The sequence below is a fragment of the Marinobacter antarcticus genome, from assembly GCF_011049865.1.
GTDB classification, from domain to species: domain Bacteria; phylum Pseudomonadota; class Gammaproteobacteria; order Pseudomonadales; family Oleiphilaceae; genus Marinobacter; species Marinobacter antarcticus_A.
This window is the reverse complement of record NZ_DRGY01000018.1, coordinates 16,174-30,788: the sequence shown is the minus strand read 5'-3', so window position 1 is coordinate 30,788 and position 14,615 is coordinate 16,174. Positions and strand designations below refer to the sequence as shown.

The 14,615-nt window shown below is 55.2% G+C and carries 15 protein-coding genes; 11 read left to right on the top strand and 4 right to left on the bottom strand.

Going from position 1 to position 14,615, the window contains the following annotated elements:
* The first annotated feature begins 52 nt into the window (after positions 1–52).
* Together ENI00_RS02020 and ENI00_RS02015 are read left to right on the top strand one after the other, a co-directional pair.
* Entirely contained in the window at positions 53–781 is a 729-nt protein-coding gene (locus tag ENI00_RS02020) for a MotA/TolQ/ExbB proton channel family protein (RefSeq protein WP_304098101.1), read from the top strand.
* Positions 778–1,824 (top strand): peptidoglycan -binding protein, encoded by a 1,047-nt coding sequence (locus ENI00_RS02015; protein WP_304098097.1) that lies wholly within the window; start codon positions 778–780, stop codon positions 1,822–1,824. The genes ENI00_RS02020 and ENI00_RS02015 overlap by 4 nt, the downstream gene beginning before the upstream one ends.
* A 61-nt stretch (positions 1,825–1,885) precedes the next feature.
* On the opposite strand, the gene ENI00_RS02010 is transcribed toward ENI00_RS02015, so the two are convergent.
* The gene (locus tag ENI00_RS02010; protein ID WP_304098094.1) at positions 1,886–3,778 is read right to left on the bottom strand and encodes a methyl-accepting chemotaxis protein; all 1,893 of its coding nucleotides are present in this window, start codon (positions 3,776–3,778) and stop codon (positions 1,886–1,888) included.
* A 145-nt stretch (positions 3,779–3,923) separates the two neighbouring features.
* Positions 3,924–5,036, bottom strand: a complete 1,113-nt coding sequence (locus ENI00_RS02005) for an S-(hydroxymethyl)glutathione dehydrogenase/class III alcohol dehydrogenase (protein ID WP_304098091.1) — start codon at positions 5,034–5,036, stop codon at positions 3,924–3,926.
* Positions 5,037–5,143: 107 nt separating this feature from the next.
* Between ENI00_RS02005 and ENI00_RS02000 the strand changes: the two genes are divergently transcribed.
* The 9 genes from ENI00_RS02000 to ENI00_RS01960 all read left to right on the top strand — a co-directional run bounded on the left by ENI00_RS02000 (position 5,144) and on the right by ENI00_RS01960 (position 12,866).
* Positions 5,144–5,737, top strand: coding sequence for a TetR/AcrR family transcriptional regulator (locus ENI00_RS02000; RefSeq protein ID WP_304098088.1), 594 nt, complete (start codon positions 5,144–5,146; stop codon positions 5,735–5,737).
* A gap of 67 nt (positions 5,738–5,804) precedes the next feature.
* Positions 5,805–6,932, top strand: coding sequence for an alkene reductase (locus tag ENI00_RS01995; RefSeq protein ID WP_304098085.1), 1,128 nt, complete (start codon positions 5,805–5,807; stop codon positions 6,930–6,932).
* Positions 6,933–6,965: 33 nt separating this feature from the next.
* Positions 6,966–7,727 carry an SDR family oxidoreductase gene (locus ENI00_RS01990; protein ID WP_304098082.1) on the top strand — a complete coding sequence of 254 codons (762 nt, stop codon included), beginning with the start codon at positions 6,966–6,968 and terminating at the stop codon, positions 7,725–7,727.
* A 125-nt stretch (positions 7,728–7,852) separates the two neighbouring features.
* Positions 7,853–9,187, top strand: coding sequence for a DASH family cryptochrome (locus ENI00_RS01985; RefSeq protein WP_304098079.1), 1,335 nt, complete (start codon positions 7,853–7,855; stop codon positions 9,185–9,187).
* 105 nt (positions 9,188–9,292) lie between these two features.
* Complete coding sequence (locus tag ENI00_RS01980; RefSeq protein WP_304098076.1) at positions 9,293–9,712, top strand: YkvA family protein; 420 nt, start codon at positions 9,293–9,295, stop codon at positions 9,710–9,712.
* Between the two features lie 64 nt (positions 9,713–9,776).
* Entirely contained in the window at positions 9,777–10,553 is a 777-nt protein-coding gene (locus tag ENI00_RS01975; RefSeq protein WP_304098073.1) for a MotA/TolQ/ExbB proton channel family protein, read from the top strand.
* A gap of 5 nt (positions 10,554–10,558) precedes the next feature.
* Entirely contained in the window at positions 10,559–11,506 is a 948-nt protein-coding gene (locus tag ENI00_RS01970; protein ID WP_304098070.1) for a flagellar motor protein MotB, read from the top strand.
* Positions 11,507–11,613: 107 nt separating this feature from the next.
* Positions 11,614–12,123 (top strand): PAAR domain-containing protein, encoded by a 510-nt coding sequence (locus ENI00_RS01965; RefSeq protein WP_304098068.1) that lies wholly within the window; start codon positions 11,614–11,616, stop codon positions 12,121–12,123.
* Between the two features lie 125 nt (positions 12,124–12,248).
* The gene (locus tag ENI00_RS01960) at positions 12,249–12,866 is read left to right on the top strand and encodes a DUF2931 family protein (protein ID WP_304098065.1); all 618 of its coding nucleotides are present in this window, start codon (positions 12,249–12,251) and stop codon (positions 12,864–12,866) included.
* Positions 12,867–12,980: 114 nt separating this feature from the next.
* On the opposite strand, the gene ENI00_RS01955 is transcribed toward ENI00_RS01960, so the two are convergent.
* Positions 12,981–13,790, bottom strand: coding sequence for a matrixin family metalloprotease (locus ENI00_RS01955; RefSeq protein WP_304098062.1), 810 nt, complete (start codon positions 13,788–13,790; stop codon positions 12,981–12,983).
* A 279-nt stretch (positions 13,791–14,069) separates the two neighbouring features.
* Positions 14,070–14,597: a PRC-barrel domain-containing protein gene (locus tag ENI00_RS01950; protein ID WP_304098059.1), complete on the bottom strand. Its 528-nt coding sequence runs from the start codon at positions 14,595–14,597 to the stop codon at positions 14,070–14,072.
* Between the last annotated feature and the right edge of the window lie 18 nt (positions 14,598–14,615).

The window sequence follows — 14,615 nt, the reverse complement described above, 5'->3', positions numbered from 1 at the left end:
AGGATGTTTGTGCTATGTTTCGTGGGAATCCCTATACACCAGCAGGAGCTCCATGAGTAATCCCAAACACACCCTTTTCTGGATGACCTTTTTCCTGGCCGTTGTTGCAGTGGTTGGCGTGTTGATCCATCAACCTCTGATAACCGCATTTATGGCCAACTGGGTTTTCAACCTGATGATTGTTTGCGTACTGCTCGTCGGGATTGGGCTCACCTACCGCCAGGTTTTCGTATTGTTTCCTGAGCTGCGCTGGATTTCCCAATTCCGCACCGGTCATTCCGGTCTCTCGGTGTTAGAGGAGCCTCGCCTGCTCAAACCTCTCGCCCGACAGTTGGGGGAAGATTCCAAGCGCGACCGGTTCACGCTGTCTACGCTGTCACTGCGCACGGTTCTGGATGGCATTTATTCCCGAATGGATGAGCAGCGAGAAATAACGCGGTACTTTATTAATCTGTTGGTGTTCCTTGGGCTTCTCGGTACGTTTTGGGGTTTGCTCGGCACCATCAATGCCGTTGGCGCGGTCATTACCAATCTGGATATGGGCCAGGGAGATTTCAGCAAGGTGTTTGCAGACCTTCAAGCCGGCCTGTTGACGCCCTTGCAAGGCATGGGCACCGCGTTTAGTTCATCGTTGTTCGGTCTGGGTGGCTCTTTGATATTGGGCTTTCTCGATATACAGGCCGGCCATGCCCAGAACCGCTTTTATGACGGTCTGGAAGAATGGCTGACTGGTGTGACCAATCTGGTTGACCCGTTCAACGGCGGTGACCGCTCGCTATGATCGGATCCCGACGCCGAAGCCGCAGTACCACAAATGTCTGGCCAGGGTACGTAGACGCGCTCTCTGCGCTGCTGATGCTGGTGATATTCATGTTGCTGGTTTACGTGGTCAGCCAGCTTTTCCTGTCCCAGACGCTGTCTGATCGCAACTCCGAACTTGCTCAGCTAAACCAGCGACTGAACGAAATATCTCAGTTACTGGGGTTGGAAAAGAACAAAACGGACGCTCTGGAGCAGCAAATACTGACCGTTCAGAGCAACTTCAGCGACAGCCTTGCCCAGAACGAAGGTCTGCAGGAGCGGCTGGATGCATCCCGTAACCGATTGATGCAGCAAACCGCCGATGCCGAAGCCCGGGCTGAGCGGTTGGCCAATATGAACCAGGAACTGGACAGCAAGGACGAACTATCGTCGAGCCAGCAGAACATGATCCTGCGCCTTTCCAACCAGATTGCGTCGCTTCAGAACCAATTGAGGCAGATAACCAAGGCACTGAACCTGCAAAAGGAAATGACCGCAAATAAAGACGGTGAACTGGAAGATGTCAGCCGGCGCCTTAATACTCTGCTGGCTGAGCGGGTCAACGAACTGGAGCAGTATCAGTCGGAATTTTTCTCACGGCTTCGGAACATCCTGGCCGCCAACGAAAACATCCGCATAGTCGGCGATCGGTTCCTGCTGCCTTCGGAACTGCTGTTCGCATCCGGCTCGGCGCAGTTGGGCCCTGAGGGCAAGCGTGAACTTGATAAACTGGCGGGCGTGTTGCTTGAAGTGGTTAAAACCATTCCCGCCGATCTTGACTGGATCCTGCGTATTGATGGCCATACCGACATTATTCCCATCAATACACCGCAGTTCCCCTCCAACTGGGAACTCTCGACCGCGCGCGCTGTGGCGGTCGTGCGCTACCTGGCTGATCAGAACGTGCCGCAAAAACGCATGGCCGCAGCGGGTTTTGGCGAGTTCTTCCCGGTTGCTGACGGCACGACACCCGATGCACTACAGAAAAACCGGCGCATCGAAATCAAACTGACCGATCGCTAACCCGGGCCGCCACCCTGGGCCAACTCAATACGGCCCTCGTCCTGGGGGTCGGCCAGGCCTGCTAAAGCCGAAACCGTTGGGACGCCTGAGTCAGGCTGCCAACCTGAAACGAAAGCCGCTCGATGTGCGCATTGAGTTTTTGACGAATGTCGGAGGTTTCCCGAGTGTGGCCATGGATCATCTCAACCTTCTGGGCAATTTCTTCCGTGGTGGTTGAAATGCCCTCTACGGAGGAGGCCACCTGATTCATGTCGCCGGCCAGCTGTCCAATTGCGGCGGTGATCTGGTCAATCGACGTAGCGGCCTCCTTTGAACTCGCTTCGCCTTCGCCGGCTGACACCAGACCCTCTTTCATGAGGGTGGTGATGGTCCTGGTTTCCTGATTGAGTGATTCAACGATATCGGCAATACCTTTGGTGGCAGAAACGGTTTTTTCAGCCAGAGAACGAACCTCATCGGCTACCACCGAAAAACCTCGGCCGGCCTCACCCGCTCTGGCGGCCTCAATGGCGGCATTCAGAGCAAGGAGGTTGGTCTGTTCTGCCAAACCGTTGATCACTCCGACGATGGAACTCACCTTTTCGCCGGTTTTACCAAGCCGCTCCACCTGATCGTTGGCTTTGTGAATTCGCTCGGCCAGCTCGCTCATGGCGCGGGCACTGCGCCGGACAACCTCGGAGCTGGAATGGGCAGAGTCGTTAGCACTCTGCACCGCACCATTCACCGACTGGGTATGCTGAGCGATATCGACGGCGGTATGTGAAATTTCCTGCACCGCCGTAGCGGTTTGTTCGGTTCCGTCTTCGACCTGTTCACCGTTGCGCCCTATCTGATCCACCAGCGCGTCAAGCTCTGACTGAAGGGTGGACAGTGTCCGGTTGCCCTCAACCACTTGCCCGATAACGCCGGACACATCGTCCAGCATCTTGTTGGCTGCCAACCCCAACCGGTTGAATTCATCGTTCGGGTTCTTTCCCGGTTCAAGCCGTTGGCTGAGATCGCCCCCGGCGACCTGGGTCAGCAGGCCTACCGCCTCATTAAGTCGCCTTACCAGGGTTCTGGAGGCGGCTGTTAATGTGATCACAAGGATCGCCAATACCGCCGCAGCCGTCGCGATGATCAACCAGGTCGAGGAGGTTCGAGCCTCCTCCGCTTGCCTGCTGGTAACCACAATTACGTCACGCCGGAGCACGTCATTCTGCTCCGTAACGAGATTGCGAATGCGTGTCCCTGTGTCAGACAAATTGCTTTGCGTCCCGGACACTGAGACTACAAGCTGCTCGGCCTCTGAAAACGCATCGTCAAACCCCTGTATGGCCTGACCAATGTCGATGTCCTGCCAATCCATCTTCCTGACGATTGTCAGCATTCGCTCAAGGGCCTCGCGGGTCGTCTGGGCGTAGGCGGGGTCAAAGGTCGAGAGGTAATCCCGGTAGGCAGACGCAATGATACTGATATCATCGTCAAACATGGAAATGCTGATTTTTCGCAGCTCGTTGATATTATTGGACATGGCCGCTCTTAGCCCATCGGCGGGCGTCAGGCCCAATTGCTGGCTCAGGGCCAATTGCTGGCTCAGGGCCAGCCAATCGCGGCGCAGCTGGACATATTGTTCAACTTGCGTTCGGATTTCCTGTGCGGTGGCGTCGATGGCCTCATCCGATAAGGCGCCTGCGGATTCTTTAAGCGCTAATGATTGGGCGGCGAGGGATTGAAGCTGCTCTTGATAGCGGTCGACCTGTGCCGGCTCGAGACTCTCACTCACCCTCTCGATTGCCAGCCAGTTATTCAGCAGTGCGAGGGACGCCGATTCATAGGCCCGGGCCTGCCCACGTGCGTCATAGGCGTCGGATACCTTGGCAAGCCCACCTAAAGATACCATGGTGGCAATGGCCAGCCCGATCAGAGTGGCGACAATTAACAACATGAATTTTTGTTTCCATGAAAGACTCATTGAGTCACTCCGTTCGCTATTGTTTTTGTTTGAGATTTTTCTTTTACCCGCAACCTACCCACAGCCTAGAGCCTACAGAGCACCGCTGTCAGCCTTTAAAAAGCCGGGGGCCAATTCAGGCGCTCCGGCGACATTCACAATCCGGTCAGAAATGAATCACTGTTCTGATGCTCTTGCCTTCATGCATCAGATCAAAGGCCTTGTTAATGTCTTCCAACGGCATTTCATGGGTAATGAACACATCCAGCGGTATCTCACCTTTCTCGGCTTTCTCCACGTACCCTGGCAGTTCCGTGCGGCCTTTTACGCCACCGAACGCTGAGCCTTTCCAGACTCGGCCGGTCACCAGTTGGAAGGGGCGGGTGCTGATTTCCTGGCCGGCGCCGGCAACGCCGATAATGATGGATTCGCCCCAGCCTTTGTGACAGCACTCAAGCGCCGAACGCATAAGGTGAACGTTGCCAACGCACTCGAATGAGTAGTCTACGCCGCCATCGGTCATGTCAATGATCACGTCCTGAATCGGCTTGTCGTGGTCTTTTGGGTTGACCACATCGGTAGCGCCGAGCTGCTGTGCAATCTCGAATTTACCCGGGTTAATGTCTACCGCGATAATACGGCCGGCCTTCGCCATTTTGGCGCCGATGATCGCTGCCAGGCCGATGCCACCCAGGCCAAATATCGCGACGGTATCGCCCTCTTCAACCTTGGCGGTATTCAGCACGGCGCCAATACCCGTCGTTACGCCGCAGCCCAGCAGGCACACTTTATCCAGAGGCGCTTCTTTGGGAATTTTTGCGAGCGACACTTCCGGCAGCACCGTGTACTCAGAGAACGTTGAGCAGCCCATGTAGTGATACAGCGGTTCGCCGTTGTAAGAGAACCGGGACGTGCCATCGGGCATCACGCCCTTGCCCTGGGTTGCGCGCACGGCTCCGCACAGGTTGGTCTTGCCAGAGGTGCAAAATTTGCACTCGCCGCACTCGGCGGTATAAAGCGGAATGACGTGATCGCCAACCTCAAGGCCGGCAACCCCTTCGCCAAGGGCCTCTACAATGCCGCCACCTTCGTGGCCCAGAATGGTCGGGAACAGACCTTCCGGATCAGCGCCTGAAAGGGTGTAGGCATCGGTATGACAGACACCGGTCGCCACAATACGCACCAGAACCTCCCCTTTTTGGGGCGGCGCGACATCCACTTCGACAATTTCCAGCGGCTGGTTGGCAGCAAAAGCCACGGCGGCACGAGATTTAATCACAGGCTATCTCCTTGCAGGCATAATTACGGTTACGGTTATCTCTGATGCGGTTTTTTCGGACATCGAGAGTTTGACGGATTCTAGACGATCGGTCTAGTATGGTGGCCATGACGACGAACGCCACACGCAATCTTATCATTCAAACAGGCGCCGACCTTATCGGCACGAAGGGATTTGGTGCAACAGGCATCAATGGCATCCTCACGGTTGCTGGCGTGCCCAAAGGGTCGTTCTATCATTACTTCAGCAGCAAGAATGACTTCGGCCTTGCGATCATCGATACCTTCGCCGAGGAATACGATACGAAACTTGATCACATTCTTAATGACAGCAGTCGTTCCTACGTTGATCGTTTGCGGGCCTATTTCGATACCGGCTTCGACAATATGACAGACTGCAACTGCACCCGTGGCTGCCTTATTGGCAATTTGGGCCAAGAATTGGCGGGGCAAAACGAGATGTTCCGCGTTCGATTGAACAATGTGTTTTCCGCTTGGGAAAAGCGCTTTGAAGATTGCATTGCCGACGCGCAAACCGCCGGAGACATTGCTTCGGGCATTGATTCCGCAGATGCCGCCAGCTTCCTGCTATCCGGTTGGGAAGGCGCCATTCTGAGGGCCAAGGTTGTCAAATCAACAGAGCCGATGGAACGGTTTGTCCGCGTATTTTTCACCCGATGTCTTGGTATTAGCACCCTGTAAATTTTTTTCGCACACTTTCTAGTAGACTGGTCTAATTAACATTTGTTTATCCTAAAAGGCGTATTTTATGAGTAACCAAAAACAGAACGATCCGTTATTTCAGCCATTTGAACTGGGCGGCGTCACACTGCCCAACCGGGTTTTAATGTCGCCACTGACCCGCTCACGCGCCAGCCAACCAGGCGACATTCCGAACGCCCTGAACGCGCACTACTACGAACAGCGGGCCAGTGCCGGGCTGATTCTCAGTGAAGCAACTCAGATCTCGCCTCAAGGCAAGGGGTACGCGTTCACGCCAGGCATTCATTCCAACGAACAAATTGATGGCTGGAAAAAGGTTACAAACGCGGTTCATACGGCTGGCGGTCGCATTCACATGCAGCTATGGCATGTGGGCCGCATTTCCCACCCGGATCTGCAGCCAAATGGCGACCAGCCAGTCGCGCCCTCTGCCATCAGGGCAGAAGGCGCCAAAACCTTTATCAGTGCAGACTCCGGCATGGTAGATGTGCCGGAACCACGTGCATTGGAAACCGCCGAAATGGCCGGCATTGTCGAGCAGTATCGCCAAGGCGCACGGAACGCGAAGGCAGCCGGATTTGATGGCGTAGAGGTTCACGCCGCGAATGGCTACCTGCTGGACCAATTTATAAAGAGTGGCAGCAATCACCGCACCGATGAATACGGCGGTACGTTGGAAAATCGCCTGCGCCTGCCGCTGATGGTAATCCAGGCCGTCATCGATGTGTGGGGCAAAGACAAAGTGGGCGTTCGTGTTGGCCCAACCGGAAGCTTCAACGGAATGTACGACAATAATCCAATTGAAACCTTTAGCACTTTTGCCAAACACCTGAACGACTTGGGTATCGGCTATCTCGAAGTCGTAGAAGATTCCTTCCAGGGCAACCATGCCAACGGCCGCCCGGAAGACGTCATCGACGCAATCCGGGCAGCTTATAAAGGTACCTACATCGCCAACGGCGCCTATACTGCCGAAGAGGCCCGCATCCGTATCAGCGAAGGCCGTTGCGATCTGGTTACCTTTGGCCGGCCGTTTATCGCCAACCCGGATCTGCCTGAGCGGTTTCGTCAGAATGCGCCCCTCAACGAATGGGACGACAGCACCTTCTACGGTGGCGATGAACACGGGTATACCGATTATCCGGCACTGGAAAAACTTGAAGCAAACGCCTGATCAGCAATTTTTGATCCAAACGGGAGCAAACCGATGAGCAACACCAACGATACGATTAACGATACGATTAACGAGAAGGTAATTATCATCACCGGCGCCAGCAGCGGCCTGGGCGAATCCACCGCCCGGCGCCTGGCCGATCGTGGCGCCAAGCTGGTGCTGGCAGCCCGCCGGGAAGACCGCCTGAAGTCGCTGGCTGATGAGCTGACGGCAAAGGGTGCAGACGTCTTGTGGCAGGTCACCGATGTGACCGACCGCAAACAGGTCGAAAGCCTGGCAGCAGCGGCCAAAAAGAAATTTGGCCGCATCGATGTGCTGATCAACAACGCGGGCCTTATGCCGCTGGCGCCGCTGGATGCCTTGAAGGTAGACGAGTGGGAACAAATGATCGACGTCAACATCAAGGGCGTTTTGTATGGCATCGCGGCCGTGCTGCCCACCATGCGCGAGCAGCACAGCGGGCACGTGATCAACCTGTCCTCGGTAGCCGGGCACAAAGTGTTCGCGGGTGGTGCCGTGTATTGCGCAACCAAGTACGCTGTGAAAGCCCTCTCCGAAGGACTGCGTATGGAAGCCGGCGATGAAATTCGCAGCACCAACATCTCTCCGGGCGCAATAGCCACCGAACTGACCAGCACCATCACCGACCCCGATGCAGCACAAGCCGCGGAAGAGCTCTACAAAGTGGCTATCGATGCCGATGCGGTTGCCCGCGCCATTGTCTACGCGATTGAGCAGCCTCAGGACGTGGATATCAACGAGATCATCCTTCGCCCTACGGCACAGGAGATGTAAGCCTGCTTTCAGACTGACGCCTGTTGCCGTCATGCGCTTCTGATAATCTTTTCACACATCTGAAGCGTATGACTGTGACCGCACAAGCGGTTTGGACAGGTTTTCACGTTGGACAGGCCTTCACATTGAATACGCTTTACTGGTTTACCCGAGATCTTCGATTACACGATAACGCGGCCCTGTTAGCCGCCTCAAAATCAGACATGCTGCTGTGCGCGTATGTTGTGGACCCCCGATGGTTCCAACCCGGCCCCCTGCAGAGCAAGGCGATGGGCGATCACCGCTGGCGATTTCTCTGGCAAAGCCTGATCACGCTGGAACGTAATCTCCGGGCTCTGGGCCAACGATTGCATATTGCCTATGGCAAGCCCGAGGACGTCATTCCAGCGCTGGTGCATAACCATAAAGTGAACAGAGTCATCCGCTCGCGCCAACCCGGCACGCGGGAAGCTGGTCAATGGCAAGTCATTCAGGACACGTTACCCGACACCCTGTTTCAGGAATTCGAAACGCTCGGCCTGTTTACCGAAAGCTCGCTCCCCATGAGCCTGGAAGACCTGCCGGATTCCTTTTCAAAATTTCGTAAACTGATCGAAAAATCCGGCGAACGCGGCCCCTCAATGCTGCGCATCCGAACCCTCACGGCGTTGCCACCGGCACCGGGGTTTCCCGAAGACAACCGGGGTGAGTGCCCCGCCGTTAAAAAACCGCTGCATCCTGCCCCGTTCACGGGCGGAGAAAAGGCCGGCCTGGCCCGTCTGCAGGAATTTTTATTCGGTCATCATGCCATCGACAATTACAAGCAAACGCGAAATGCCCTCGATGCCCTCCAGGAATGGGATGCCTCCTCGAAGTTCTCGCCCTGGCTGGCCGATGGCTCACTCTCGGCACGGGAAGTTGCAGAAACCATTGCCCGATACGAGCGCGATGAAACCCGAAACGAGTCCACTTACTGGCTTTGGTTTGAACTGCTGTGGCGGGAGTACTTTTACTGGTACGCCCTGAAGCACGGTGCTGATTTGTTCCGGCGCAACGGCGTGCAACACAAGCGCCGGCCCGTCACGTTTTACGGGCACCGCTTCAAAGCCTGGTGCGAAGGCACCACCGAGTACCCCTTGGTCAACGCGGCCATGAATCAGCTCCGGGAAACCGGTTATATGAGCAACCGGGGTCGGCAGTTGGTCGCCAGTTGTTTTGTGAACGAACTGGAACTGGACTGGCGCTACGGTGCCGCATGGTTCGAAGAGCAACTGATAGATTATGATGTGGCTAGCAACTACGGTAATTGGCAGTACCTGGCCGGTGTAGGCGCCGACCCCCGCGGCCTTCGCCAGTTCAATCTGGAAAAACAGGCCCAGCAATACGATCCGCAGGGTCTCTTCATTGATAAGTGGCGCGGCCACGCCGAACAACCGGTTGGATTGCACACAGTGGATGCGGCGGACTGGCCAATTTCGTGACGCTATAATGACACTCTTAATGACACTCTTAATGACACTATATCGCGACGGCAATTGGCACTATGATTGACCGGCGCCCCATTCATCACCAGAGGACAGCTATTCATGGCCCTGTTCAGCCAGAAGAACGCGCAAAAAGAACTGAATGCAGAAGCTGAAAAGGTAAACCCTGCCGATCTGGAGGCGTTGCTGAATCGGCAGCAGGCTATTGAGGCAAAGGTTAAAAACAGCGGAAAACTGAATCGGTTCAGCGCCGACATCAAACTGATGTTTTCCATGCTCAGGGACTACTGGAACGGCAGTTACCGCAATGTTCCATGGAAAAGCATCGCAGCCATTGCGGGTGCGCTGTTATACGTGCTCAATCCACTGGATCTCATTCCCGACCTGCTGCTCGGCATCGGCTTCGTAGACGATGTTGGCGTTGTTGCACTGTGCTTGAACCTGGTCGAGTCTGACCTGCACAAGTACGCAGCTTTCAAAGAATTCAGAGACGAGTCCACACAATGGGCACAAGCTGATTGATTGAATAATGAACTGCAGGTAATCTCACCACCCTGGTTTTATCGCGACATTTGCAGGAGCGCACGTGGATTTTGCCACCCTTATCGGCCTTGTTGGCGCGCTGGTACTCATCGCATCCGCCGTTATTCTCGGCGTCTCACCCGATGTTTTCCTGAACTCTGCATCCCTTCTGATCGTCGTAGGTGGCACCATGCTGGTGGTGCTGGCCAAATTCAGCATTCCACAGTTTCTAGGCGCTTTCAAGGCAGCTCTCCGGGCGTTCAAGTTCAAACTCCCGGAGACACAAACCAGCATTGAAGAGCTGGTAGACGTGGCCAACGTCGCCCGCAAAGAGGGGCCATTGGGGCTCGAGGGCCGGGAAGTCGCCTCGCCGTTTCTCGGCAAGGGCATTCAGATGCTGGTTGACGGCCAGACCGGCGACACAATCAAGCAGCTGCTGGACAAAGAACGCCTGATGACGCTTGACCACAACCGGTCCGGCGCCAAAGTGTTCACCGCCATGGCAGACGTAGCGCCGGCGATGGGTATGATCGGCACCCTGATTGGTCTTGTACAAATGCTCTCCAATATGGAAGATCCCAAATCCATCGGCCCGGCCATGGCCGTTGCGTTGCTGACCACGCTTTACGGCGCGATGATTGCGACCATGATAGCCACCCCCATCGCCGATAAGTTGTCCCTGCGGATGACCGAAGAGGCCCGCCTGCAAATGCTGTACACCGACGCATTAGTGGCCATTCAGCAGGGCACAAATCCACGCATTATCGAACAAATGCTCTCCAGCTACCTGCCACCAGGCCAGCGCGACAAAACGCCGGAGCCAGAGACCGCCAGCGGATAAGCCCTATGGACGAGCTCCCAGAAGAGGAAAAGCCGGGCATTCCCGCGTGGGTTGTCACCTTCGCCGACCTGATGTCTCTGCTGATGTGCTTTTTTGTGCTTTTGCTGTCATTTTCTGAAATCGACGCGATGAAATTCAAGCAGATTGCCGGTGAACTCTCACAAGCCTTCGGGGTTCAGCGCGAAGTTCCGGCACTGGAGATTCCCCAGGGCACCAGCCCGATCTTCGACAAGTTCTCTCCGGCGCCTCCCGAGCCAACGCTCGTTAATGAAGTCCGTCAGACCACAACCGATCAGCAACCAGAGCTGCAAACTCTGAAAAGCCCTACGGAACAGTCGGAAGAAGCGGCGGCCGACCAAGCCCTAGAAGCCAACACCGCCCGCATCCGGGACACCCTCAAGGAGGCCATTTCCGATGGCCGAATTACGGTAGAAAAAGACAGGAATGCTTACCACATCGTCATACGCGTCGAGGAAAAAGGCTCGTTTCCATCCGGCTCGGCAGAACTGACCTATGAATTCGAAGGCCTGCTTCTGGAGATGGCGAAGGTGCTGGCCGACATGCCTGGCAAGCTCACGGTGGAAGGGCATACCGACGACATTCCCATTCGCACGTCGCGCTTCTACAGCAACTGGGATCTCTCTGCGGCCCGCTCGGCCGCTGTTGCAAACGTTTTGTTGGCCACCGGCGATGTTGAGCCCAGGCGTCTGGCGGTGAAGGGGCTGGCAGATACAGAGCCCAGAGTGGACAATATTTCGGCCGAGAATCGCGCAAAAAACCGGCGTGTGGAAATCATCATCGATCTGTCTGATACGCGGCCAGGCTCTCAAGAAAACCAGGAACAACCGCAAGGTTTGCGGCTTCGGGAACTGATTGAGAAAGACGCCGGAGAGCGCGAGGCCGTTATCGATATTCGCCCTGTCAGCCCGGATTCGGACGGCATTACCTGGTAAAAGGCTCTCTGTTGTATGGTACCGGCTGTGCCAGTGTGGTAATTTTTTGACCGGATTTGTTAATGAGCAGCCAGGATGCTACTCATCACCAGAAAGGAACTCTCATCATGAGTAATCTGATTGCCGCCTGCGTGGGCGACATGCATGTTTGTCCGATCAAAGGGCACGGCTCCTCCCCTATCTTGCCAAACGGCTCTAACATCCTCGTTGAAGGCACGCCCATCGCGCGCGTTGGGGACGCTACCGGTTGTGGTGCCATTATTACTCAAGGCTACCCGCTGGCCTTGGCCGATGGCATGCCTGTGGCGTACCTTGGGAGCCCGACCTCCCACGGTGGATCCATTGTCAGCGGAAACTCTCGCGTTATTCTCGGCGTTGCTACAAACACCGCTCCGATTGTTGATTTTGCGATGGCCGGCGCACTGGATGGCAAAGGCCAGTTAACGCCCACAGCAAAAGAACTGCTCGACAAGGATCCACAGAAATTTGTGCAAAGAGCGGCTCAGAAAGGCGCGCTAATTGACAACGGGGTACCCGAAGAATCATTAGACAACTCACCCGCCGAAGAGGATCGCCCCAAAGTCCGGGTTGAGGCCGGAATCCAAGGCCCTACTTAAGCAAAGGTACATTCACCACTCCGATCATTACTTGCAGCTCGGCCCACTATACCCCTTCAGACCCGCTCAAGATGGTCATCGCGCGGTTTATCCCAACAAAGGACGACGGGTGGATGGAGAATATTATGAGTATTAATCAATGGGTGCTCAGTTTTTGTGTTTTCGCACTCTTGGGGTGCTCGGAGCAAACAGAGTCAAAAGGGCCAACCCATGGACCCAATGGCACGTATCGGAGTATCGGCGCTGTGGCTCCTAGGCACTATGATGTTTGGGTTGACAAATTTTTCATCGAATCCTTGTCAAAGGATATTGGGTGGCGTCGTCCTTTTGGGATTGTGTCTTGTTGCTGGAAAAGTCCGCCGCTCTCGCGAGCTGACTGGCAAACGACACCAGAGTTGTTTGTTATCCGTTGGTTTTCGTTTGCTGAACAGCAATCCTATGAAGCAGTTATTAAGCTGGAGAATCCGGACGATATTGAAGAAAGAATGAAGGAGGTTGCTTCGTTTAAGCGTTATGGCGAAGTAGTCGAACGCCCGCGCTATAACCTCGTCCTAGGACTGGCACCGGGTGGAACAGTGGTCGTCTGGATCATGAATCGTGCAGAGAATGCGATTGAGGTAGGGCGGTATGAGGCAAGAAAGATTGAAACCCACCCTGAGCACTATCGCGAGATTACCGAACGCTATAATCGTGACAACGCCAAGTTTATTCAGGAACACGGCATCCCGTTTGTCGGCTGGTAACTCGAACCCCCTTTCGGACCGCCCAAAATGGTCATCGCGCGGTCCAGTCCAACAAGGGACGGTGGTTGTCTGGATCATGAACGCTGGTGTTAATGCGACTGAGGTAGAGGAGTCTTACCCATTCGGTATGGCAACCTCCTTTCTGAAATAAGGGTGCTCGGTGAAAATAGCGTCTGGGCCTGCTCGGTGAGGTTGAATTACAACTGCTGAGGCATTGACCAGTTCGTTGTTATTGGCACGCCGCCCGTAGAGTTGCCGAATGCCTCGTAGATCGCCTGGTTGCAGCTCGGCGAAGACCTCGGTGTAGCGAAATCCCATCACCTGCCCGGACGGCCCGGGATGGTCCAGGCCCAGAGCGTGGCCGATCTCATGAATCAGCGTATAGCGGATGTCGTAGACGTCTTCGTCGCCGTTGAACCCGACCTTCCATTTGTGATCAGGGTTCAGACACACCAACGCCTGTTCGATGGCGCGCACACCGCCTCTCTCGTCGGGCGCGTAAGATACATTGGCGAATGCCCGCATCCGCGGCGTCCCTTGTGCACCGATAATAATATCTGCGTCACGGGCATCGGCAACCTGATGAAATGAAAGATCGGCCGCGCGCTCCCATACCCGGAACGCTTCTGCGGTCTCGCGCACCAGCGTCTCGAAGGGGAGGGTCTGCCCGGAGAGTATGCTCATCGGTGCCAAGTCACGACAGTTGCGCGCGTCATCAAACCGCAGTGTCTCGTCAGCGAACGCGTAGCTGATGCTCGCTCCCACCCCGAGCGTGTGCTCACCCCACTTTACTTTGTAGCCGTCCAGCTCAAGCAGCCGATACCCGCTTTCGCCGTTATCGGCAGACAGTGGGAGTGACAAGGGTAAAAGCGCTGCCATTACTGACACGCACATGAAAAGACGCACATTTTTGGCTGTTAACACTGCAGTCTCCGAACATAGCTGACTGAGAACAGTGGAGTCTATTCGGCAAGCGCCTTTCGAAACTCCGATGCAAAACAACGAGTAGGTGCGCCACCGCGATACCAGGACTCGAGTCACCAGGTCAGATTACTGACAACCATGGGAGGCGTCGGTTGTAGATTGGTAAGGAAATGTTTATCGGGAAGGAACCACAATGAGTTGCCTGGCGTGTAACAAAAACGGCAGAGGCTTTCGCCCCTGCCGTCTATTCATTTCACCACGAGTGGAGCGTGCTGGAATTTACATCTTGGTTTCGAACGCCGGCGCAGACTGCAGTTCCTCACGGGTAGCGTCAATCCGCAGTTCCTGCTTATCAGACGTGTTTGATTTTTTTACGTTATCCCAGGCAATGGCGACGTTTTTCTCGCCCATGCCCAGAAATCCGCCGACACCCACGACAACAGCAACGACCTGACCGTCTTGATCAATGACCAGGTCACTCACCGAGCCCACGTCGTCATCACCACTGGTTTTAATATCAGCACCGATCAGGTTGCTCGCGTGCATCCCATTAGCGGGTGCAGCGTCCATGAACGCTTTGTTCTGCATGGCAGACTGGCCGCCCATTTTTTTCTCGCTTTGCGCAGTTTTATTCTCACCTTGCATGGTTTTGGTGTTGGATTTCATGGTGTCTTGTTCACCCTGCATGCTCCGCTTTTCCTTGGTCATTTTCTGATCAGTGGATTGCTGGGCAAATACCGCGCTGGAACTCATCGCTATGGCCGGCGTGATCAAGGCATAAAAGGCAAGTGAATGTAGTTTTTTCATAGGATTCTCCTGCGAATC

Bases quoted from the DNA above. Each gene is read 5' to 3' on its own strand.
- ENI00_RS02020 (WP_304098101.1), top strand. From the start codon at position 53: ATGAGTAATCCCAAACACACCCTTTTCTGGATGACCTTTTTCCTGGCC.
- ENI00_RS02015 (WP_304098097.1), top strand. From the start codon at position 778: ATGATCGGATCCCGACGCCGAAGCCGCAGTACCACAAATGTCTGGCCA.
- ENI00_RS02010 (WP_304098094.1), bottom strand. From the start codon at position 3,778: ATGAGTCTTTCATGGAAACAAAAATTCATGTTGTTAATTGTCGCCACT.
- ENI00_RS02000 (WP_304098088.1), top strand. From the start codon at position 5,144: ATGACGACGAACGCCACACGCAATCTTATCATTCAAACAGGCGCCGAC.
- ENI00_RS01995 (WP_304098085.1), top strand. From the start codon at position 5,805: ATGAGTAACCAAAAACAGAACGATCCGTTATTTCAGCCATTTGAACTG.
- ENI00_RS01990 (WP_304098082.1), top strand. From the start codon at position 6,966: ATGAGCAACACCAACGATACGATTAACGATACGATTAACGAGAAGGTA.
- ENI00_RS01980 (WP_304098076.1), top strand. From the start codon at position 9,293: ATGGCCCTGTTCAGCCAGAAGAACGCGCAAAAAGAACTGAATGCAGAA.
- ENI00_RS01970 (WP_304098070.1), top strand. From the start codon at position 10,559: ATGGACGAGCTCCCAGAAGAGGAAAAGCCGGGCATTCCCGCGTGGGTT.
- ENI00_RS01965 (WP_304098068.1), top strand. From the start codon at position 11,614: ATGAGTAATCTGATTGCCGCCTGCGTGGGCGACATGCATGTTTGTCCG.
- ENI00_RS01960 (WP_304098065.1), top strand. From the start codon at position 12,249: ATGAGTATTAATCAATGGGTGCTCAGTTTTTGTGTTTTCGCACTCTTG.
- ENI00_RS01950 (WP_304098059.1), bottom strand. From the start codon at position 14,597: ATGAAAAAACTACATTCACTTGCCTTTTATGCCTTGATCACGCCGGCC.